We start from the raw sequence: 20130 nt of genomic DNA, 5'->3' as shown, positions 1-20130 counted from the left end.
CCCTCATCCTCTCAATGTTTGGCCACAGGCAGGGCAAAGGCCGAATAGCCCGATCCGGCAGGCGCCTTGGCCTCGCGGCTGTTGCTGGTGGCGATCACCACATATTGGCGGCCCTTGGCCATATAGGTGACCGGCGTGGCCACCCCGCCCTGCGGCAAAGTGGCCGACCACAGGATCTTGCCACTGGCCGCGTCAAAGGCGCGCATCTGGTGGTCGTAAATCGTGGCGCCAATGAACAGCAGGCCACTGGCGGTGACAATCGGACCGCCATAATTCTCAGTGCCGGTCGGGGCCAAACCGGCCTTGCTCAAGGCCGGATATTCGCCCAGCGGCACGCGCCACAGATAGCGCCCGCTATTCATATCTATCGCGCTCAACGTACCCCATGGCGGGGTGATGGCGGGATAGCCCTCGCTGTCGAGAAATTTGCGATAGCCGGTGAAGATGAAACGCTGCGTACCGGCCTCGCCGCTTGCGAACTCCGTCTTCTGCGTATCCCCATGGCGCAAATAATCGAGCAAATTGCCCAGTTGCGGCGCCAGATGCCCGAAACCGGGCATCCTTCCCTTGCCTTTCAGGATGATGCCCGCGACATCCCCGTCCAGATAGCGCTTCATCACACCCTCCAGCGAGGGGAAGGCGCCGGCCGAACCTTTGCGGTCCATGCCATGGCAGGCCGCGCAATTCTGTTGGTACAGGCTGGCACCCTGCCCCTGCGCTGCCGGTGCCAGAGCGCCGGTCCAGGCCACATCATTGGCGTTGATATACAGGATGCCCTTGCCCTGCGCGATGGCTTGCCCGCCCCATTCCGCGCCGCCGTCAAAGCCGGGGAACACCACCGTGCTTTGCCCCACACGCAAAGGCGCGAAAGGACCATCGCTGACCAGCCCCGCAAAGGCTTTGGCCGCCTCTTCATGCGCGGCAGGCGTGCGCTGCGTCAACATATCCGCCGTCAAGCGCTGACGGGCATAGGGTTCGGGCAGGCGCGGCATGGGCTGGGTCGCAGAGCTGGCCTCGCCGGGTACCTGACTTTGCGGAATAGGCACCTCGTCAATCGGGAAGAGCGGCTTGCCGGTCACCCGATCAAACAGGAACAATTGGCCGTGTTTGGTGGCCTGCGCCACGGCATCCACCTTGCGCCCTTCCTGCATCACGCTCAGCAAGACCGGCGGGCTGGGCGGATCGCGGTCCAGAATATCGTGATGAACCAATTGGTAATGCCACAATAACTTGCCGCTGCGCGCGTCCAGCGCCACCAGCGAATTGGCATAGAGATTATCGCCTTTGCGATCCCCGCCGTAAAAGTCGCTGACCGCGGAGCCAAGCGGGGCATAGACAATCCCGCGCGCCGTATCGACCACCATGCCCGCCCAATTGTTGGCGCCACCGGCGGTCTTCCACGCGCCCTTGGGCCAAGTGTCGGCACCCTTTTGCCCATCATGGGGGATGGAGAAAAAGGTCCAGCGCAATTTCCCGCTACGAATATCATAGGCGCGGATCGCACCGGGGGCGGCAGGCGCGGATTCGGCTGTGCGGAAACCGACAATCGCCAGATCGCCCCAGATGGTAGCCGGTGTGGTCAGCGCCAAGGCAATTGAGGTAACCGGACGCCCCAAACCAGCGCGCAAGTCTATGCGGCCATGATCGCCAAAGGATTTGATCGAAGCGCCGCTGCTCGGGTCGAGCGCATGGAGATATTGCCCAGCCCCCACCAACAGGCGTTGCTCCTTGCCCACATGCCAATAGCTCAATCCGCGCACCGGCTGCAGGTTGCTGTCGGGCAATTTACGCTGCCACAGCTTACGCCCGCTGGCACCGTCGACCGCCAACACCTGCTGATCCGGCGTCAGGGCATAAAGCACGCCATCGATCACCAAGGGGGTGGTCTGCAATCCGCCCTCGCCAGTCTCGATCCGCCACGCCGGTTGCAATTGGGCGACATTGGCAGGGGTAATCTGCGTCAGGCTGGAGAAGTGATCCCCTGCAGGATTACCATGATAGCTGGCCCAATCCCCGCCCCCCTTGGCGCTCAATCCGGCGGCAAGGGGCAACAAGGCCAGACCACCCGCCAACAGCGGGACAATTTTTTTCTCAGCGCGGCTGCGCATCCTCTTCCTCCACGGCTTGTTATGAGATAATTTATCAGAATTAAAAAATAAAGCCAGCCCGATAATCATCGGCAAAAACATGGCCATACCCCTGATGATACGGCGCTTTCCTTCTTTGAAGCTTGCGCGAATCACAGGCAGGTCGGGCCAAAAGGGAAGAGAGAGACAGACAGGATGTCGCAAAGCACCTATGCCACCAGCGAGGGCATCAAACAGCCCGCCAACCATCCTGCCACCAGCGAGCAGGCCTCTGTCTCGCCCGCCTTTATGGCGGTCTATGCCTTCATCCAGTTCTCGCATTGGCTGGCCGTTTTGACGCCGGTGACCATCACCATCGCCATGCGCATTGGCACCATAGCCCCGCCCGACCAGAAAAGCGCCTATCTGGCCAGCATCATGTCCATCGGCGCGTTCTTTGCCATGGTCGCCGCGCCTTTCTGGGGGGCAGTGTCGGACCATACAAGATCGCGTCTGGGCCGTCGTCGGCTCTGGATCAGCCTTGGCGCTCTATTCCTGTTGGCAGGGTTGATGCTGATGGCGCTCACCACCTCGATCTGGTTGTTCGGCTTGGGCTGGGTCATCTGTCAGGTGGGATCAAACGCTGCGCAGGCGGCGATCAATGCCCTGCTGCCCGATCAGGTCCCGCTACACCAACGCGGGCGCATGTCATCCCTTCTGGGGCTGACCACCATTCTGGCGACCGCGGCGGGCACCTTCCTGACACAATATACATTGGGCAGCAGCGTCGCGATGTTTCTGGTGCCTTGGCTGCCTTGCCTTTTGGCCAATGTGTTGATGTTCGCCATCATCCCCGATGCCCCATCACAAAGCGAGGAAGGCATTTCGCTGGCCAGCGTCTTTTCGGTGTTCCGCGTCAATCCGTTCAAAAGCTGGGACTTTGGCTGCGTTTTCGCCAGTCGCTTTCTTCTGGCCACCGGCAATGCTTTTGCCCAGACCTATCAGGTCTTTGTGCTGATCGATGTCATCGGCATCGTCTCCGGCCAAGTCCCCCGCGCGCTTTTGGGCATTACCTCCACCGTCGCGGTCATCAGCCTGATCCTGACCCCCGTGGCAGGCTGGCTGGTAGACCGCACAGGTCGGATGAAGCCGCTGGTGGTGATCACCGGACTGGTCGCCACGCTGGGGCTGGCCATCCTGACGCAGACCCATTCGCTGCCCCCCTTTATGCTGGCCATGATCGTGCTGGGCGTGGGGAAAAGTGTGTTTTACGCGCTGGCCACCGCCATCAGCGCCACCGTCCTGCCCAGCAAATCCAGCGCAGCCAAGGATATGGGCATCATCCAGATTGCCAATAGCCTGCCCCAATCGCTGGCCCCCGCCATCGCGCCGCTGTTTCTGGCAATTGGCGGTGGCAGCGCCAATTACGACGCCATGTTCATGGCGGCCACCTTGTTCGCCGCTGCGGGCACTTTGGCCATCCTGCCCATTCGCAATGTCCGATAGACCTCATCATAAAAGGCCCCCGTACCATGACTGAATTAGACACATTGCTCGCAAGGGAGCAGGCCCTGTCCCTCCCCCGTTTCAACGCCGATGACGCGTGGTGGCTGGGCAGCTATCTGCGCGAGGCAGGACGCGCCATCAACGCTCCCGTCGCAATAGAGATTACTTTGGGCCACACTTGCCTGTTCACCGCGCTTTTGCCCGGGGCCACATCCGACAATCCGGGCTGGATCCGGCGCAAGGCGGCGATTGCATGGCGGTTTCAATGTTCCAGCTATGCCATGAACCGCAAATTCTCCGCCGCGCCCGACATGTTCGAACGCTTTGGCCTCGACCATGCCACCTATGCCGCCGCCGGTGGCGCGGTTCCCATTCTGGTCGACCATGTCGGCATGGTGGGCGTGGTCGGCGTTTCGGGCCTGCCGCAACTGGATGATCACGAATTGGTGCTGGCCGCATTGGCCGCATTGCAAAACAAGCAAAAGGGAGAGGTATGATGCTGCAGGAGGACGGTTTTCGCCCCTTGTTCGATGGCAAGACATTGCAAGGATGGCGCGCCATTCCGCGCGTCTATGGCGCGATCTACCCCGGCGGCCCCACCGTGGCCGAGATCTGGGCGCAAAGGGGCATCCCCGCGCCGGTCGAACCGGAAAAGCACGCGGCGCATTGGTTTGTCGAAGATGGCTATATCGTCGGCGAACAGGAATTTGCCGGCAGCGGCTATGGCGGCTATCTGATCACCGAGGAGACTTTCGGCGATTTTGAACTGGTGCTCGAGGCGCGCCCCGACTGGCCCGCCGACACCGGCATTATGGTGCGCCGCCAACGCGATAGCTGGGAAGGTTTCCAGATCCTGCTGGACCATCGCGAGAGTGGCGGGATTGCAGGCTTTTTCGGCAATGGACTGGCCTCTTTCATGGCCGCGCCTTTCAAGATCAAGGCGTTACGCAATGAAGCGGGCGAACCGATCGGCCTGCAAGCCGATACGCCCGAAGATTCCCACGAACCGCTGCAACCCGAACAATTGGCCGCCTGTCCTATGCCGCCGATGTGCAGGAATTTCTGCAAGCATGGCAATGGGGCGAGTGGAACGAAATGCGCATCCGCGTTGTGGGTGCCTTGCCGATAATCACCACATGGGTAAACGGGGTGAAAATCGCCGAACTGGACACCGCCGCGATGCAGGCCCCCGATTATGATCCAGAAGCGATCCTGAACCTGCTGGGCCCGCGCGGTCATATCGCGCTGGAAGTGCATGACAATGACCCCGTGTTCAAGGATGCACGCTGGGGCCATGGCGCCCAATGTCGCTGGCGCAACATCCGGATCAAGGAACTGTAACCCCTGATCCGGCCCATGCGCCACTGTGCCGGAACGCGAGCAAAGGTTCCGGCACAGTGAACCGGTCAATCCTCCACGTCACCCGACACCGAATAGGTGATAGCCTGTTTGCGGGTGGCCAGATATTGCTCCAGCGTCTCGCCACGGAAATGGGCGTAGACCTCCGGATTGGACACGCCCAAAACCGCCGCCATCTTTTCCAGCACAAAGAAGCTGACGCCGCGCTGGATGAGTTTCAACCATTCGCGGTTCTTGATCAGAGCGGTTTCTTCTTCCGTCAGACCATATTCGATGGCCAACGCATCAAAGTCATTCTTAAAGCGCGCACGATGCGCCGGAACGATCAAGCGATGCAGGAAAGCATTGACGCGGTAATTGGCGCGACTGCGGTCCAGCGTAAAGGGATAGGTCCCTTCCAGCTTTTCGGCGCCAGCCAATTCATAACCGACATGCGCGCGATAGGCTTCAACGCCCGCCTTGGAAGGGGCCGAACCGGTATCTTCAAACACCAGCGTGGCAATATTGGTGGCCGAGGGAGCATAGGTGGATTTGTGAGCCAAGTTCACCTTGTCCGACAAAGCCCCACGCATGATCAGCCACATGATGACCTCGGCGCCTTCCATTCCGCCCAAAGCGGCATATTCGGCCAGACGCTTTTCCACCAAAGCTTCCGGCGATTTTTCCAGCAGGTCGAGGAATTCATCATCCCTCGCTTCATTGATGAAACCGGCACGCTCGCCATGCACCTGATGCGACAGGCCGCCGGTGGCCATCACCGCCACGCGCAGATCTTCGGGATAGGACTCGATCGCCTTGCGTAAGCTCTTTCCCAGCTTGTAGCAGCGGCGCGCGTTGGGGATCGGCAATTGCAGCACGCCCACCTGCAGCGGCACCACCGCGCCTTGCCACGGGCCATTGTCATCGCCCAACATGCCCAGCGGCGAGAGGAAACCGTGGTCCACCGGCTTGCCCTGAAAAAAGCTCATGTCGAATTCGTCGGCCACGAGACTGAAACCGATATGGCTGGCAAGGCCCAGATGGCCCTTGACCGGCGCGATCTTGCGCGGGCCGCCGCCTTCGTCGGCCGCGACATATTGATCGTCAATACCAAGGCAAAAGGCCGAATAATGGTCGAAAAAGAACGAGGTGACATGATCGTTATAGATGGTGAAGATCACGTCGATCTTCTCTTTCTGCACCCATTGGCGGATCTGGGCGAAACCTTCAAAGATCGGCGCCCATGCCGGATCGTTCTGTTTGCCGGTATCCTTGGCAAATCCGATAGTGGGCGAGTGAGAGGCGCCAATGCCGCCGACGAGAATAGCCATCAGTGATCCTTCCCATAGCAGGTTGATGATGGCGATTTAGCATTGGCCAAATCGCAAACAATCGGCCTAGAAAGAACGCATCGTTCACATATGGAAACAAGCCTATGCGCTGGCAACTCGACGACCTGTCCTATTATTGCGCCATCGTCGAAACCGGCGGTGTGACGGCGGCGGCGCGGCGGCTCGATTGCCCGAAATCGACGGTCAGCAAGGCGTTAACCCGATTGGAACATGATCTGGGCATGCGTCTAGTGGAACGCAGCTCGCGCGCTTTACGCATCACGCAGGAAGGGGAAGCCTTTCACGCCCGAGCGAGCAGCATTCTGGAGCTGGCGACCGAAACCGACGCCTTTATGCAAGGCTTGCGCGCCGCTCCTTCGGGCAAGGTCCGTCTGGCCGCCCCGCCTGCCTTTTGCCGCGAAATCCTCAGCCCGCGTCTGGTGGATTTTGTCGCGCGCTATCCCGCGATCGAGCTGGATATTATCACCAATCTGTCCCAACCCGATGTCACCGGCGGCGCCTGCGATCTGGCCGTGGTGGCCGGTATGCAACCTGACTCCGGCCTGTCGCAAAGGCATCTTCTGGGTGGCCGCCTGATCTGGATCACCAGCCCCGCCTATGCCCAAGCGCATGATATCAGACCTGATTCCACCCCCGATTTCGGCCATATCAAGCTAGTCGAGAGCCGCTATAACAGCCAAGCGCTCTCGCTGCGCGTGCATGGCGAAACGCAGAAACTGGCTCTGGGGCGCAAGGTGATGCAAATCACCGACCCGCTGGCTGTGCGCGCGGCGGTGGAGGCGGGGCTGGGCGTGTCTTTCCTGCCCGATCGCTATTGCCACGCCGGCCTGTCCAATGGCTCGTTAACCCAGGTATGGACCACCGCCAGCTTTGATCAGGAAGCCGCGCGCATGACCATCATCTACCCCGGCCAAAGGCTGCTATCGCCGCGCTATCGGGCCGTGATCGACTTTCTGGAGGCCATTTGCAAAGCGTGATGCCCCCCTTTCGAAGGGCGCCAAACGCCGGTCAGCGGCCTTGAGGCAAAAATTTGATGTCCGACACCTGATCGATGCGCAAGCTTTGCACCAGATCCAGCACCTTGCCACTGGCAGGATCGCGGCGAAAAACCTTCACGGCCTGACTGCGTTGATTGGCCACCAGCACAAAGCGCCCATCGGGGGAAAAGGCAAATTCGCGCGGCTCCACACCTTCCACCGCCCGCCGGTCGACACGGGTGAGCGAACCATCACTGGCGGAAATCGCAAAGCTGACCAGATGGTTGTCATCCCCGCGACTGGTCACCGACAGAAACCGGCCATCGGGCGAGAAATGCAACGCCGCCGCGCTCAGCTTGCCCGCAAATCCCTCCGGTGCCAGCGGCAAAGTCTGGCGCAGGGTCAAGTGCCCTTCATGGTGCTCCAGAACCGCCACCTGCCCCGTCATCTCCAAGGTAACGTAGGCATAACGGCCATCACGCGAAAACAACAAATGACGCGGCCCCGATCCGGCGGGCAGGGCGGTAAATGGCTGCTCGGCCAAAGCCGCCAATGGAGCCTCGCGCCGCTCCGGGTGATAGCGATAGGCATAGATCCGGTCCCCGCCCAGATCCTGCACGAAAACGAAGCGCCCGTCGGGAGAGGACACCACCGAATGGACATGGGGCGAGGACTGTCTTTCCACATTCACCATGCTGGCACGATAGGTCTTGACCTGCACCGCCGCGCCCAATGCCCCATTCTTGCCCACCGGCAAGACCGTCAACATCCCGCCAGGATCGGCCGAAACCGCATAATTGGCGACAAACAGAAAGCGCCCGTCCTTGCTCAAACTGGCATGGGTCGGCTCTGTCCCCAGCGATGCCGCGCGGTTGATCATCCGCATCGTGCCATGCACCGGATCGATGCGGTAGGCGCTGACCCGCCCGATCGGGTCCCGCGCCCCTTCCCCATTTTCGTTCACGGCAAACAGGACATGGCGATCCGCCGACAAGGTCAACCAAGATGGATTGTCCGATAGCATAACCTGTTGCGGTTGGGGGGTGATCTGCCCGCTGTTTTCATCAAAGCGGTAGAGATAGATGCCTTTGCTCTGCCCACCGGTATAGCTGCCCAGCAGCAGCGGCACAGATGCGGCCTGCGCCGGTGAAACGCCCAAAGCAACGCCCAAAGCAACCGGAAACCATTTCGAATGCATCACCCAACCCACCTTATGTCTGCGCATGACTGGTGGCCGCTTCAACCGATCCCGTCAAGGCAGGCCATTGCCCTGTGGTGAAAGCAGGCCGCATGGTTTGACGCTGAATGACGCCAGCGCTATCGGCACGCCTATGATTACCCTGCTTTCCCCCGCCAAAACGCTGGATTTCGAACGCCAATTGCCGCCGCTGGACCTGTCGCGCCCCCATTTCGGGTCAGAGGCGCTGGAACTGGCGAAAGCGGCGGCCCATCTCTCGGCGGAGCAATTGGGCAAATTGATGCATATTTCGCCCAAGCTGGCGCAATTGAACGTCGAGCGGTTCAACAATTTTGCCGACCAGCCCGAAAGACAGGCCCTGTTTGCCTTTGCCGGCGATGTTTACACCGGCTTTGAGGTGCATACGCTGGACGAGGCCGGTGTCGCCTTTGCCCAGAACCATTTGCGCATGCTGTCGGGCCTTTATGGCCTGCTGCGCCCTTTGGATGCGATCCGCCCCTATCGTCTGGAAATGGGCACCAGATGGGCGCCGCCGCAGCCTGCGGGTAACAAGAAACTGACCGACTGGTGGGGCACGCGTATTGCCGCCCGTCTGCTGGAGGAAGTGGCCGAGGAAGGGTCGGGCGTGGTGCTCAATCTGGCCAGTCAGGAATATTTTGCCGCCGTTGCGGGCAAGCTCAATGGCCTGCGGGTGATCGAGGTGGAATTCCGCGAGGGCGGCGGCCCCGATGGCCCCCGCTTCATCAGCTTTCACGCCAAGCGCGCGCGGGGCATAATGGCCCGCTGGATGTGCGAAAACCATATTGCCGACATTGATGCCATGCGCGGCTTTGACACGGATGGCTATCGCTTTGACGCAGCGGAAAGTGACGCAGACCGCTGGCGCTTTACCCGAGGGTGAGAAGCCGCCGCGCCAAACTCTTGCGGCGCGGCGACCTCTACTGGTTCAAGCCTTAGAACGAATAACCGATGCGAGCCATTACCGTACGCGGGGCGCCGGGCGCCACCCATAGGGTGGAATAGCTCGACGCGTACCAAGTGACATTGAACAAGTTGGTGACATCAACACCCATGCGGATGTTCTTGGTCGGCTCAAACGTCACCAAAGCGCGGGTGAGCGTATAGGCGGGCAGAATAAAGCTGGTCGCCGTCTCGCCAAGGCGCGAGGAGACATGGTTTACCCCTGCCCCCACGGTCAGCTTGCCATCCTCGCCCAGATCAAAGCCCTTGGTGACCAAGAGATTGGCGCTATGGGCGGGGATGTTGATCAGCTTGGCACCGGGCTGGATCGTCTGGCCAAAATTCACATCGCGCGAGGCGCTGGTCCAATGGGCATCGGTATAGGCATAGGTGCCATGCAATTCGACCATGCCGGGCAGATGGGCATCCACGCTGGCCTCGACACCCGTGCTGCGCGCGCTGCCGCCGGTGATGGAAAAGCCGGAGTTGAGCGGGTCAAAGGTCAGGATATTCTGCTTGGTCATGGTGAAGACCGCCAGCGATCCGCTGATGACCTTGCTGGTATAGCGTGTGCCCAATTCATAGGACTTGCTGTTTTCCGGCGCAAAAGGATTGCCGCGCACATCCTGCCCGCTGTTGGGGCGGAAGCCATTACCCCATGCCGCAAACAGGCCAAGGCGCGGGTTGAGATCATAGAGCAGGCCGACCGTCGGGCTGAACCTTTCCTTCACCACATTGGTGGTCAGGTTAAATTCGCCCACACGCGCGCCAATTTGCTGGTTGAAATGGTCAAACCTTCCGCCAAAGCGCAGCTTCAGCTTTTCACCCACATCCATCTGGTCCTGAAAATAGATGCCCCAACTCTTCTGCTTTTCCAGCGAATTGGTGAGAATGGCGGTGGGCACCGGTTGCTGGCCATAGACGGGGTTGAAAATGTTGATCGCATTATTGGCCGATGTAATCGCCCCGCCCGCCGTATAGGCCGAGGGTCGGATGCGCAGTTGCAGCATGTTGATGTCAAATTCGTCAACATCCCCGCCCAGCATGACATGGTGCAGGATCGGACCGGTCTTGATCCTTCCAGAAATTTCCGCGCGGCCCGTAACATTCTGCGTGCTGAAATCGCGATAGCGGCGTTGGCGCGCCAACATCGTGCCGGTGCTGGCCAAAGTCTGGCGGCCGCTGGCCAGTTCGGGGTCTTCGGAATAGCCGATCATGCTGGTGTTGCGCTTGCCAAAGCCAAGGATCGCCAGCCAATCGCCGCCCAGCTTTTGCTGGACCTGTGCCTGATGGCCCCAGACGTTGACGCGCATCGGACCATCGCCCGGCTCGCCCAGAAAGGTGCTGCGGCTCACCGCGCCCAGCTTGCCATTCACCGCCACGATACCGCGATCGAACGGGCTGCGAAGTTTCACATATTCCAGCTCATAGCTGATCGTGGTCTTGTCGGTAGGCTGGAACAGAACCGAAGGATTGGCCACTTCTTTCGACGTATGGACCGTTCGGCGGAAGGAATCGGCCGTTTCCACCGCGCCATTCACCCGCACCGCCAGCTTTTCTCCGATGGCGATATTGGCATCGCCTTCGCCGCGATAGGTGTTGAACGATCCGCCCTGCAGCCCCACACGGCCAAAGCTGCTGCCCAGCTTCGCCTTTTTGGTGATGATATTGATCGTACCGCCCGGTTCACCGCGCCCGAAAACCGCGCCATTGGGGCCTTTCAACACTTCGATCGTTTCAACATTGGACGCATCGCGCGCACCGCCGTATCCGCGTCCGCCGTTAAAGCCGTTGACTAGAATGCCGGTCGGGAAATTCTCGTCACCGGCAAATCCGCGAATGGCGAAACTGTCCCACAGACCGCCGAAATTGTTCTGGCGCACCACGCCGCTGGCGATTTCGGTGATGGAATCAAGCTTGGTCAGGTTGACCTTGTCCATCAATTTCGCATCGATCAACTGGATCGACTGTGGCAATTCCTTAACCGGCACATCGCCGCGATAGGGTTGGCGCTGGGCGGTGACGACAATATGGTCATCCCCAGCTTCCGCCGCATGGGAGGGCGCGGCGATCAAGGCCGCAAGGCTAACACTGGCGGAAAACAGCCAATGGCATTTGGGTTTCATCACATAAGCTGACGTCATCATCTTTGGCCCCCTTCATTGTTCCACAAACCGACCCTGCGCTATGTTATATTGTATCATGAGTCGCAAGACTGGTTTTGTGGCTGCTCCCCCCTGCGAAAGGTCTGCAAGCCATCAGCCTATGCGGGGCCAGACGCATAATTCACCGAAATGAAACACAGACGCGGCGCGATATTCGCATTTAGCCATCGGCACGGGAACTTGTGCCGAAGCGCCGCAGCACCATCAAAAGTATTTGAGAAAACCCAAATCCCGCCGCCTTTGCTTGAAACCGGCAAACCAACGGGTTGGCCCGTAAAGCGCCACCAACAGGACCAGCACCCAAAGCCAGACCGTGGACAGATAATCTACGCCGAAGAAGCGCCCCTTTACCGGACCATAGAGGGCCAAGGCCAGATTATAGAGCAGTTTCAAGGCATAGAGATGGACAATGTAAAAGAACAAGGGCGCCCCGCCCATCTGCGCCAGCCCCACCATCAACCGGTGCTGGTCCAACTTCTCGAACCAAGCCAGCAAGAGACAACCGGCCCCCAATGTCGGCATCAGGAACAACAGGCTGGGGGGATATTTGGTCAAGGCCAGAAAGCTCATGACTGTGCGCAAAGGCGTTTCAGCCCAGAACCAAGGCTTGTCGCCATAGAGGTTGATCCCGCGCAGCAGGACGAAGCCGGTCAACAAGGCGCCGCCCAGCAAGGTCAGACGATGCCGCCGGATCGCGCCATCGCTGCCCCGCGCGAACCAAGGGCCTATCGCATAACCCAGCAAGATCACCCCGATCCATGGCAAAACAGGATAGGTGGTCTTGATGGTCAACCAATCGGTCACATGGATCACCGAACGCTGGTGCAGCAAGGCAAAAGGTACAAAACCCGCCTGCCCCTCGACCAGATGCACAGGGTCCAGCAGATTATGCAGCCCGACAATCCCCAGCCCCAGCGGTAGCAACAGCCCCCGCGGCGCATGGATCAGCAGGGCAAGGCACAGCATCGACACGCCAATCGCCCACATCACCTGCAACCAAATGGTCGACGGCGGAAAGCTGTTGGCCTGCGTCACCCACGCATAGGCAACCACCGAAAGCTCGAGCGCCAAGAGGAACAGCCCCCTTTTGACCAGAAAGGCCGACACTTCGCCCTTGCTATGCGATTGGCCATAGAGCCATGCCGAAAGGCCGGTGAGCGCCACGAAAACCGGAGCGCAAAAGCTGGACAGCAGGCGGGTGAAAAACAGACCGGGTTCTACACTATGCGCATCGACCGGATCGCTGACCTGCAAATGCAGAAAGAACGTTTCCCGCACATGGTCCACCAGCATGAACACCATCACCAACCCGCGCAGGGCATCAATAGATAATAGGCGCGAAGGCTGGCTCAGGTTGCTGGTCGGCGGGCTCATGCTCGGGTTCTCTCCCCATGGCGGAACAAAGGCCAGACTAGCCTAGTCGCTATGGATCAGGAACCATGCCGAATATGATCAGATGAACGGCAGGCCATGGGGTTGATGCCCATGGTCGCGCCATTTTCATCCAAGGGCCTCACGCCTCCTTGGGAACGCAGATCAGACCGATCACACCCGATGCCAGCAACAGACCTGCCGCGCCATAAAAGGTGAAGGCATAGCCCAGACGATCAAACAGCCAGCCTCCCCATGCCGCGCCCAGAGTGATGGCCATCTGGATCACCGCCACCATCAAACCACCGCCAGCCTCGGCATCATCAGGCAGCGTGCGCGCCAACCACGCCCACCATGCCACCGGCACCGCCGTCCCGATACAGCCCCACAGCGCCAGAAGCAGGCCTGTCACCCATGGGATATGCCCCCACTGCGTCAGTCCCAGAGCGATCAACACCATGGCCAAGGGTAGCAGCAGTAAGGTGCATCGCAACGACCGCGCCACCAACCGCCCGATCACAGCATTGCCCACCAATCCGGCCGCTCCCATGCCCAACAGGATCAAGGAAAGCAGCTCGACATTGACGCCCGTCACTTGTTCCAGAAAGGGCCGGAAATAGGTAAAGGCCGTGAATTGCCCCATGAACAGCAAAGCCGCCGCCGCCATGCCCAAAGGAACCTTGGGTTTACGCAGCACGCCAAATGTGCTGACCTGAGGCCCATCAGCGGGGGCAGGCAGGCTGGGAAGACTGAAATATTTCCACGCGAAGGTGAGCCCCGCCATTGGCACCACCACGAAAAAGGCCCCGCGCCAACCGATATATTGCCCCAAAAAACTACCCAGAGGCGCGGCGATCGTCGTCGCCAATGCATTGCCACCATTGAGCAAAGCCAGCGCGCGCGGGACATCGGCAGGCGGCACCAGACGCATCACCGTCGCCGCCGACATGGACCAGAAACCTCCGATCACCACGCCGATCATCGCCCGCCCCAGCATCAGCACCAGAAAATCAGGCGCAAAGGCCACCACCACACCCGACAGGCCCATCAAAGCGGTCAGCCCCATCAGCAGATGGCGCCGGTCCACTCCCGCGCTCAACCGCGCGATGAACAGGCTGGTCAACACCGCGAACAGGCCGGAAATGGCGATGGCTTGACCGGCGGTGCCCTCGCTCAGATGCAGGTCCTGAGCGATGGGGGTCAACAAGCTGACCGGCATGAATTCCGATGCGATCAACGTCGATACGCATAGGGTCAAAGCAAGGACCGCGCTCCAGGCCGCAGGTTGTGGCTCTGCCTGCTCCATCACGCCCGTGGCGACCAATCCACTCACGCCAATTTCCCCTTTAAGCCAGTTCCGCATGCATCGTTGAACGCACGGCCCCCTTATCATGCGATCCCGATCCGGATGAGACAGAACTTCTTTCATGAAGCGTTGAGACGAATTCACCATAGGCTCGCCCATCATCGCGCAGGCTGGCCTTTGTGGCAGGTGCCGCATTAGCCCCAACACCTAGTGATAGACCCAAGCCTCCGCCATTTTATGGCCATAACAAAAAGAGGTAGGAGAGGACATCAAGCATGGCAGACAACAACTCCGGCATAAAGCCAGCGGCCACCTATGCCGTGGTCGCGATTGCCGCCGGTGCAGGGGTGGTGCCTGCCCTGCAACCTTTGCTGCTGGGCGCATTGCTGAAAGAAGGCAGGCTGGATGCGGCCACGTTGGGCCATGCGGCGACGCTGGAAAGTCTGGGCATGGCGGTAACATCGCTGTTGGCGACATTCTTTCTGCGCCCCGATCATGTGCGCCGCGACATTCTGCTCGCTCTGTTGACCACCTTTGCCGCCTGTGCCTTCACCCTGTTGGCGCAAGGCGACGCGATTGTCTGCGCCAGAGGGTTGAACGGCGCCGCCAATGGCATCTTGCTATGGTTGCTGGTGGGGCTGATGACACGCGCGCGGCATCCAGCGCAGATTTTCGCCTTTTACATCACCGGACAATCCGTGGCCGCCTTTGCACTCTCGACCACATTGGCCGACAAGGTCCTGCCGCAATATGGCGCGAATGCGGGCTATCTGGTGCTGTTGGGGCTCAATATTCTACTGCTGTTCGGCGCGGCGCCTTTCGCGCCCAAAGCTTTTGCCAGTATGGAACAGGGGGCGTCCCGCATGGCTATGCCACCCTTATGGGGCTGGCTTGCGCTGCTGGGCGTAGGCGCCCAAATTGCGGCCATCATGGCGTTCTGGGTCTATGCCGTCCCCTTGGCCACCCATGCCGGATTCACCGCCGGACAAGGCAACCACATGGTCAGTCTGGCCAGTTCGGGGCTGATTGTCGCGGGCCTTGCCGCTTGCCTGACCGCATCGCGCCTTGGCCCCGTTCCGGCGATCCTTGCCACCAGCGCTGCCAGCATCGCAGCCCTGCTGATCACCGCCAGCCAAAGCGACAGCACCGCATGGACCGCCGCGCTATTCCTGTTCGCCTTTGCATGGACCTATGCCCCGCCCTTTCACATCACCCTGCTGCTCAAGGCCGACCCTTCGGGGCGTGCGGCCATGCTGGTCAGTCCGGCGCAATTGTTGGGCATGGCGATTGGCCCCATGGCGGCGGCCAGCGTGGTTTCGGGTGAGCAATATAGCGGGGCGCGTTGGGTGGCGATGGGCGGCTTCGCACTGATGTTTGCCATCACCGCCATGATCGGATGGCATCGCCGTCTGCGGGCCTGACGACAAAAAGGGGCAATCGCCATGCGGAGATTGCCCCTTCTGTTATCGCCATGCCACCCTTCACCAATGGCATGACGGGTGGGTTGGCTGCCTTTTCCGTTTCTCCTGGGAGGGGGAGTGTGCCGGATCAGGCAGCCACCATCAGCTATCCATCCACCAGCATGGTGCGATAGGTCCGCTGTTTGAACAACCAGCCTTCGCCCTGACGCGTCAGCAGGTCATCGTAACGGCCCCTTACCCGCAGGCGCTTGCCACTGGCCGGATCGTCAAAGATTTCGCTGGTATAGACCACGGCCTCGGCGCTGTCCCCCTGCACCACAATCCTGCCCGGAGTGGCGACATAGATCATCGGCTTGGAACAATTGTCCAATCCATAGACTTTCATCGATTCCGTCCAGCCCGCCACAATCGCCGCCTTGCCGGAAAATCCGCCCAGATCGGGGAATTCGGGCAAGGCCCAATAGGCATCCTCGGCCCATGTCGCGGCCCAGATGGCGGCGTCACGGGTCATCACGCCATGGGCATAGGTTTCGATCAATTCGCGAATGGCAATCCTGTCGGCCAATGGCCCTGCATAATTCATCCAGCCTCTCCCCCATCCTGATATGATTATTGTGCGGTCAAACCGCCATCGACGACAAATTCGCCGCCCGTGATATAGCCCGCCGCATCGCTGGCCAGAAAGGCGACCATTTCGGCAATGTCATCGGGTTCGCCCATCCGCCCCATCGGGATGGAAGCATTGATCGCATCATATTGCGCCGGATTGTCGCGAATGGCCACTTGCTGCATGTCGGTCCAGATCACGCCGGGGTGCACGGAATTGACCCTGATCTTCTCCCCCGCCCATTCCATGGCCAAGGATTTGCTGAAAAGCCGCACGCCGCCCTTGCTGGCGGCATAGGCGCTGGCCCCGCCGATCCCCACCAGACCGGCGACTGAGGACAGGTTCACCACCGATGCACCCTTGGGGCTGGCTTGGGCCGCAACGCGCAAAGCGGGCAGGGCCGCACGGCACCCCAGATAGATGCTGGACAGGTTCACATTGATCTGGAGGTGCCAGTCCTCCGGCTCCAAACTCTCCAAACTGTGCAAGACCGCAATGCCGGCATTGTTGACCAGCACGTCCAGCCTTGGCCCGATGGCTTGTAGCACCGCCTGCCAGCCTTCCTTGCTGGTCACGTCATGGGCCATAGCCTGCGCCGACAGACCATCGGCCCGCAATTCAGCCGCACGTGCGTCAACCGCCCCGCCATCCAAATCGGTCAACCAGACCTGCGCGCCCGACTTGGCCAAACGGCGCGCTGTTGCAAAACCCAGACCTGCCGCAGAGGCAGCGCCGGTCACCAAGGCAATTTTTCTGTCAGACATTGTCTCTCTTCTCTTTCAAGCTTTGGCCAACCAAGCGCGCTGGCTGGTGCGATCGGCTTCACCATGGCCGCCCAGCAAGGCGCCCGTAATGCGGCCCAGATAATGATCGCTGGCCGGATCGCTGCGCACCCAATCGATCAGCTCGCTGCGATGGGCGATTTTCCAGACGCCATCGCGCTGTTCATAACGGTCGGCATAGCGGCCCGCGATGATCAGATCCGTGGGCGCTTCACCATCCATGATCCGGTGCCATGCGAAATAGTAAACCTCGCCATAGGCCTGCGCGCCGTCCAGATCGATGTTGATCTGGCCCAGCAGATGCAGATTGCCCAGATGCTGGGTCAACATCGCTTGGGCAAAGGTGACGAATTCGGGGCCGCTGCCTTGGAAAAATCCATAATCGGTGGTGGAATCAGGCCAGAACACGCCTGCCATCAAATCCGCATCCCGCCGGTCCAGCCCGCGCATATAGGCACCCGACAAGGCGCGGATCTCGTCCTTGGCGATAAGGGCTGCAATCTTGTCCATCCTGCCTCGCTCCTTCGTCAAAAATGGCATCGCGGCGGGGAGACCGCGATGCCCGATAGTTCGATCAGAAGCGCACCGTACCCTGCAACTGGACCGTGCGCGGCATGTTGACAAAGCCCAGCGTATCGGCGGCGCTATTGGGCGCATCAATCGCCCCGCCGACAATGAAGCGGTTGGTGATATTCTTGCCAATCAGCGCCAGTTCATAGCGGTTGTCCGAGGTTTTCAGCCGCACCGAAGCATCCACCGACAGATAGGCGTCCTGCCGTGAATTAGGCTTGCCAAAGGCCGAGGCCAGATAGTGCCCCGAATAACGGCTATCGACCGACAGGCCCGCCCGCCATTTGTCCGACACTGCAGCCTCATAGCTGACGCCCAGAGACCCCGCCCATTCGGGTGCCACCGCGGTTGGCGTGCCCGACAGGTTTTGCGCATCGGCGCCATGGAAGCTGAGACCACCGACCCCGCAACCGGTGGCCAGCGTCTGCCCGCCATAACAGGGGGCGATATAATTGGTGTAACGCGCCCGATTGTAATTGACCGAGCCATGCAGGTTCAGCCCCTCTACCGCGCGTGGTGCATATTCATATTCAAACTCTATCCCGCGTGTGCGGGCCCCACCGGCATTGGTGGTGATAAAGGCAAAGGTGCTGGCGTTGAAGAAGTCTACCTGCAAATCCTTGTAGAGATAGGAATAGACCGCCAAATTCAAACGCAATTGACGGCCCAGCAGTGTGCTTTTGAAACCCAGTTCAAAACCGGCAGCCGTTTCGGGGTTAAAGGCCACATCGCTGGGCAAGGTGCTGGCGCTGACAAAGCCGGAATTGGAAAAGCCGCCCGATTTATAGGCCGTTTTATAGGCGCCATAGAGCGTCAGATCACGGGTAGGCTTCCACGTCAAAGTGGCCTCGGGCGACCAATTGTCCCAAGACTGGTTGGCCGTCACCGCCTGGTTTTGCGGGAACAGGAATTGCAGCGCGGCATTGACATAGGGCTGCTTGAGATAGCTGTCCTTGGTTTCATGCGTGTAACGCGCACCCGCCGCAGCCGTCAGCGTGGACAGGATCTTCCATTCGGCCTGCGCATAGCTGGTGATCGTTTCCCCGCTGGTTTCCGAACGTTTGAAATAGCCCAGATAGCGCATGGCCGCAGGCGCGCTGCTGTCGGACACGCCGCCAAAAGAGCCTGTCTGCGTGTGGTTACGCTTGGTGCTTTGATACAAAACGCCCGCCATCAGATTGACCGGAGCGTCAAAACGGGTCTGGGCGCGGAATTCGGTTGAAAAGGCGCTGAACACCGAATGTTCGGTCGAAGGCGCCGACAAGGGATCGGGCGCCGAGACAATCGTGCAGTCACAGGCCCATTGGTTCACATTCTTGTTGTAATTGCTGACCAAAGTCAGGTTCACATGGTCAAGGCTGTAATCGGCCTGCCCCGTCACCGCCCAGCTACGGTATTTGTTGTAAAGCCCGCCATCGCGACGCGAATAGGGATTGGTGCCCGCCAGATCGGCAGGAAAGGCGTTTTGATAGATGGTAAAGCTTTTCGAGCAGCGGATGGCCGGATTGATGCCGAAAGTGCCATTGGGATTGGCGCAGGCATAGGGCACATAGTTCCAGCTGTTATTGTCATTATCATCCATCGACGAATTGGCGCGCAGCGTCACTGTCAGGCGGTTGGTCGGCTTATATTGCAACGTCACCCGTCCCAGCAGGGCACGCGCGCCCGGATTGTCGGTGGTCAGGGGCGGGGCATAATGGCTGGTGGTGACGCCGGTGGCCACGTCATAGGTCGAATAGGTTTTGGCCAGACCCGCATTGTCAAAATAGCCGCCAAACATGCGTGAACCGCGCAAGGCCACGCGAATGCCCAGAGTATCGGACAAAGGCCCCGAAGCCACCGCTTCGCCCACCACTTCGCGGCCCGCCATTTCATAGCCGACCCGCGCCATGAATTCGGCGCGTTTGGTCGGCTCGGCGCTTTTGAGCGAAATCACGCCCGCCGTGGCATTCTTGCCAAAGAACAGCGCCTGCGGGCCTTTGAGCATTTCCACGCTTTGCAGATCAAGGAAGCCTTCGTTGATCACACGGCCCTGACCATAATAGACGCCGTCAAGGATCACCGCGACCGATTGCTCGATCCCGATCGAACTGGCCGAGGAGCCAATGCCGCGCAGGGTCAATTGCGCGCCCGAACCATTGGAGGCGCGGCCGATGGTGAATTGCGGCGTCTGGGTCGAGATTTTTTCCAGACTTGTCATGTCATAACGCTGGATCTGCGCGGCGGAAATGGCCGTCACCGCAACCGGCACATCCTGCAGGTTTTCAACTTTGCGACGCGCAGTAACGACAATATCGCTCAAACCGCCCTGCGGGTTTTGATCATCGGCATAGGCCATAGTGGGAAAAGCGGCCACACCGGCCAACAAGATAGAAATATAGCGTGTTTTTGATATTTGCATAAATGCACTCCCCTCTTTGTGTTTTTATATGTGCAAGGGTTGCATGGCTTCGGCATGGCAAGCCCTATTGGCTTGCACATCAGCGCGTCAGCAATCCTCTCCAGAATTTG

The 20130-nt window shown here is 59.9% G+C and carries 17 protein-coding genes; 7 read left to right on the top strand and 10 right to left on the bottom strand.

Going from position 1 to position 20130, the window contains the following annotated elements:
• Nucleotides 1-11 precede the first annotated feature (11 nt).
• Nucleotides 12-2108 carry an outer membrane protein assembly factor BamB family protein gene (locus EOE18_RS06900; protein ID WP_127707614.1) on the bottom strand — a complete coding sequence of 699 codons (2097 nt, stop codon included), beginning with the start codon at nt 2106-2108 and terminating at the stop codon, nt 12-14.
• 174 nt (nt 2109-2282) lie between these two features.
• Between EOE18_RS06900 and EOE18_RS06895 the strand changes: the two genes are divergently transcribed.
• From EOE18_RS06895 to EOE18_RS18680, 4 genes are read left to right on the top strand one after another with little or no spacing between them, the layout of a single operon-like run.
• The gene (locus tag EOE18_RS06895) at nt 2283-3572 is read left to right on the top strand and encodes an MFS transporter (RefSeq protein ID WP_127707612.1); all 1290 of its coding nucleotides are present in this window, start codon (nt 2283-2285) and stop codon (nt 3570-3572) included.
• A 26-nt stretch (nt 3573-3598) separates the two neighbouring features.
• The gene (locus EOE18_RS06890) at nt 3599-4069 is read left to right on the top strand and encodes a heme-degrading domain-containing protein (protein WP_127707611.1); all 471 of its coding nucleotides are present in this window, start codon (nt 3599-3601) and stop codon (nt 4067-4069) included.
• Entirely contained in the window at nt 4066-4701 is a 636-nt protein-coding gene (locus EOE18_RS06885; protein ID WP_220445982.1) for a 3-keto-disaccharide hydrolase, read from the top strand. Before EOE18_RS06890 ends, EOE18_RS06885 begins: the two co-directional genes overlap by 4 nt.
• Nucleotides 4668-4913, top strand: coding sequence for a 3-keto-alpha-glucoside-1,2-lyase-like domain-containing protein (locus tag EOE18_RS18680; RefSeq protein WP_220445981.1), 246 nt, complete (start codon nt 4668-4670; stop codon nt 4911-4913). The genes EOE18_RS06885 and EOE18_RS18680 overlap by 34 nt, the downstream gene beginning before the upstream one ends.
• Nucleotides 4914-4978: 65 nt before the next feature.
• Here EOE18_RS18680 and EOE18_RS06880 read toward each other — a convergent pair whose 3' ends face one another.
• On the bottom strand, nt 4979-6241 hold the full coding sequence (locus EOE18_RS06880) for a gallate dioxygenase (protein ID WP_127707609.1): 1263 nt from the start codon (nt 6239-6241) through the stop codon (nt 4979-4981).
• A 104-nt stretch (nt 6242-6345) separates the two neighbouring features.
• On the opposite strand from EOE18_RS06880, the gene EOE18_RS06875 reads away from it, so the two are divergent.
• Nucleotides 6346-7239 carry a LysR family transcriptional regulator gene (locus EOE18_RS06875; protein ID WP_127707607.1) on the top strand — a complete coding sequence of 298 codons (894 nt, stop codon included), beginning with the start codon at nt 6346-6348 and terminating at the stop codon, nt 7237-7239.
• Between the two features lie 31 nt (nt 7240-7270).
• On the opposite strand, the gene EOE18_RS06870 is transcribed toward EOE18_RS06875, so the two are convergent.
• Entirely contained in the window at nt 7271-8464 is a 1194-nt protein-coding gene (locus EOE18_RS06870; RefSeq protein ID WP_246027303.1) for a lactonase family protein, read from the bottom strand.
• 106 nt (nt 8465-8570) lie between these two features.
• Here EOE18_RS06870 and yaaA point away from each other — a divergent pair, with 106 nt between their 5' ends.
• Nucleotides 8571-9338 carry a peroxide stress protein YaaA gene (gene yaaA / locus EOE18_RS06865; protein WP_127708061.1) on the top strand — a complete coding sequence of 256 codons (768 nt, stop codon included), beginning with the start codon at nt 8571-8573 and terminating at the stop codon, nt 9336-9338.
• 52 nt (nt 9339-9390) lie between these two features.
• On the opposite strand, the gene EOE18_RS06860 is transcribed toward yaaA, so the two are convergent.
• From EOE18_RS06860 to EOE18_RS06850, 3 genes are all read right to left on the bottom strand, one after another.
• Entirely contained in the window at nt 9391-11544 is a 2154-nt protein-coding gene (locus EOE18_RS06860) for a TonB-dependent siderophore receptor (protein ID WP_246027302.1), read from the bottom strand.
• Nucleotides 11545-11766: 222 nt separating this feature from the next.
• Entirely contained in the window at nt 11767-12936 is a 1170-nt protein-coding gene (locus tag EOE18_RS06855) for an acetyltransferase domain-containing protein (RefSeq protein ID WP_127707605.1), read from the bottom strand.
• Between the two features lie 139 nt (nt 12937-13075).
• The gene (locus EOE18_RS06850) at nt 13076-14266 is read right to left on the bottom strand and encodes an MFS transporter (protein WP_246027301.1); all 1191 of its coding nucleotides are present in this window, start codon (nt 14264-14266) and stop codon (nt 13076-13078) included.
• A 248-nt stretch (nt 14267-14514) separates the two neighbouring features.
• Here EOE18_RS06850 and EOE18_RS06845 point away from each other — a divergent pair, with 248 nt between their 5' ends.
• Nucleotides 14515-15660 carry a hypothetical protein gene (locus tag EOE18_RS06845; RefSeq protein ID WP_127707603.1) on the top strand — a complete coding sequence of 382 codons (1146 nt, stop codon included), beginning with the start codon at nt 14515-14517 and terminating at the stop codon, nt 15658-15660.
• Nucleotides 15661-15805: 145 nt separating this feature from the next.
• Here the strand turns inward: EOE18_RS06845 and EOE18_RS06840 are convergent, their stop codons facing one another.
• The 4 genes from EOE18_RS06840 to EOE18_RS06825 form a co-directional block, all read right to left on the bottom strand.
• Nucleotides 15806-16243: a nuclear transport factor 2 family protein gene (locus tag EOE18_RS06840; RefSeq protein WP_127707601.1), complete on the bottom strand. Its 438-nt coding sequence runs from the start codon at nt 16241-16243 to the stop codon at nt 15806-15808.
• A gap of 26 nt (nt 16244-16269) precedes the next feature.
• Nucleotides 16270-17031, bottom strand: coding sequence for an SDR family NAD(P)-dependent oxidoreductase (locus EOE18_RS06835; protein WP_127707599.1), 762 nt, complete (start codon nt 17029-17031; stop codon nt 16270-16272).
• A 15-nt stretch (nt 17032-17046) separates the two neighbouring features.
• Nucleotides 17047-17559, bottom strand: a complete 513-nt coding sequence (locus EOE18_RS06830) for a nuclear transport factor 2 family protein (RefSeq protein ID WP_164852685.1) — start codon at nt 17557-17559, stop codon at nt 17047-17049.
• Nucleotides 17560-17623: 64 nt separating this feature from the next.
• Nucleotides 17624-20020 carry a TonB-dependent receptor gene (locus EOE18_RS06825; RefSeq protein ID WP_127707595.1) on the bottom strand — a complete coding sequence of 799 codons (2397 nt, stop codon included), beginning with the start codon at nt 20018-20020 and terminating at the stop codon, nt 17624-17626.
• Between the last annotated feature and the right edge of the window lie 110 nt (nt 20021-20130).

This window comes from Novosphingobium umbonatum, assembly GCF_004005905.1.
GTDB lineage: Bacteria > Pseudomonadota > Alphaproteobacteria > Sphingomonadales > Sphingomonadaceae > Novosphingobium > Novosphingobium umbonatum.
This window is presented reverse-complemented; position numbering and strand designations above follow the sequence as displayed.

Bases quoted from the DNA above. Each gene is read 5' to 3' on its own strand.
- EOE18_RS06900 (WP_127707614.1), bottom strand. From the start codon at position 2,108: ATGCGCAGCCGCGCTGAGAAAAAAATTGTCCCGCTGTTGGCGGGTGGT.
- EOE18_RS06895 (WP_127707612.1), top strand. From the start codon at position 2,283: ATGTCGCAAAGCACCTATGCCACCAGCGAGGGCATCAAACAGCCCGCC.
- EOE18_RS06890 (WP_127707611.1), top strand. From the start codon at position 3,599: ATGACTGAATTAGACACATTGCTCGCAAGGGAGCAGGCCCTGTCCCTC.
- EOE18_RS06885 (WP_220445982.1), top strand. From the start codon at position 4,066: ATGATGCTGCAGGAGGACGGTTTTCGCCCCTTGTTCGATGGCAAGACA.
- EOE18_RS18680 (WP_220445981.1), top strand. From the start codon at position 4,668: ATGCGCATCCGCGTTGTGGGTGCCTTGCCGATAATCACCACATGGGTA.
- EOE18_RS06880 (WP_127707609.1), bottom strand. From the start codon at position 6,241: ATGGCTATTCTCGTCGGCGGCATTGGCGCCTCTCACTCGCCCACTATC.
- EOE18_RS06875 (WP_127707607.1), top strand. From the start codon at position 6,346: ATGCGCTGGCAACTCGACGACCTGTCCTATTATTGCGCCATCGTCGAA.
- EOE18_RS06870 (WP_246027303.1), bottom strand. From the start codon at position 8,464: ATGCGCAGACATAAGGTGGGTTGGGTGATGCATTCGAAATGGTTTCCG.
- yaaA (WP_127708061.1), top strand. From the start codon at position 8,571: ATGATTACCCTGCTTTCCCCCGCCAAAACGCTGGATTTCGAACGCCAA.
- EOE18_RS06860 (WP_246027302.1), bottom strand. From the start codon at position 11,544: ATGATGACGTCAGCTTATGTGATGAAACCCAAATGCCATTGGCTGTTT.
- EOE18_RS06855 (WP_127707605.1), bottom strand. From the start codon at position 12,936: ATGAGCCCGCCGACCAGCAACCTGAGCCAGCCTTCGCGCCTATTATCT.
- EOE18_RS06845 (WP_127707603.1), top strand. From the start codon at position 14,515: ATGGCAGACAACAACTCCGGCATAAAGCCAGCGGCCACCTATGCCGTG.
- EOE18_RS06840 (WP_127707601.1), bottom strand. From the start codon at position 16,243: ATGAATTATGCAGGGCCATTGGCCGACAGGATTGCCATTCGCGAATTG.
- EOE18_RS06835 (WP_127707599.1), bottom strand. From the start codon at position 17,031: ATGTCTGACAGAAAAATTGCCTTGGTGACCGGCGCTGCCTCTGCGGCA.
- EOE18_RS06830 (WP_164852685.1), bottom strand. From the start codon at position 17,559: ATGGACAAGATTGCAGCCCTTATCGCCAAGGACGAGATCCGCGCCTTG.
- EOE18_RS06825 (WP_127707595.1), bottom strand. From the start codon at position 20,020: ATGCAAATATCAAAAACACGCTATATTTCTATCTTGTTGGCCGGTGTG.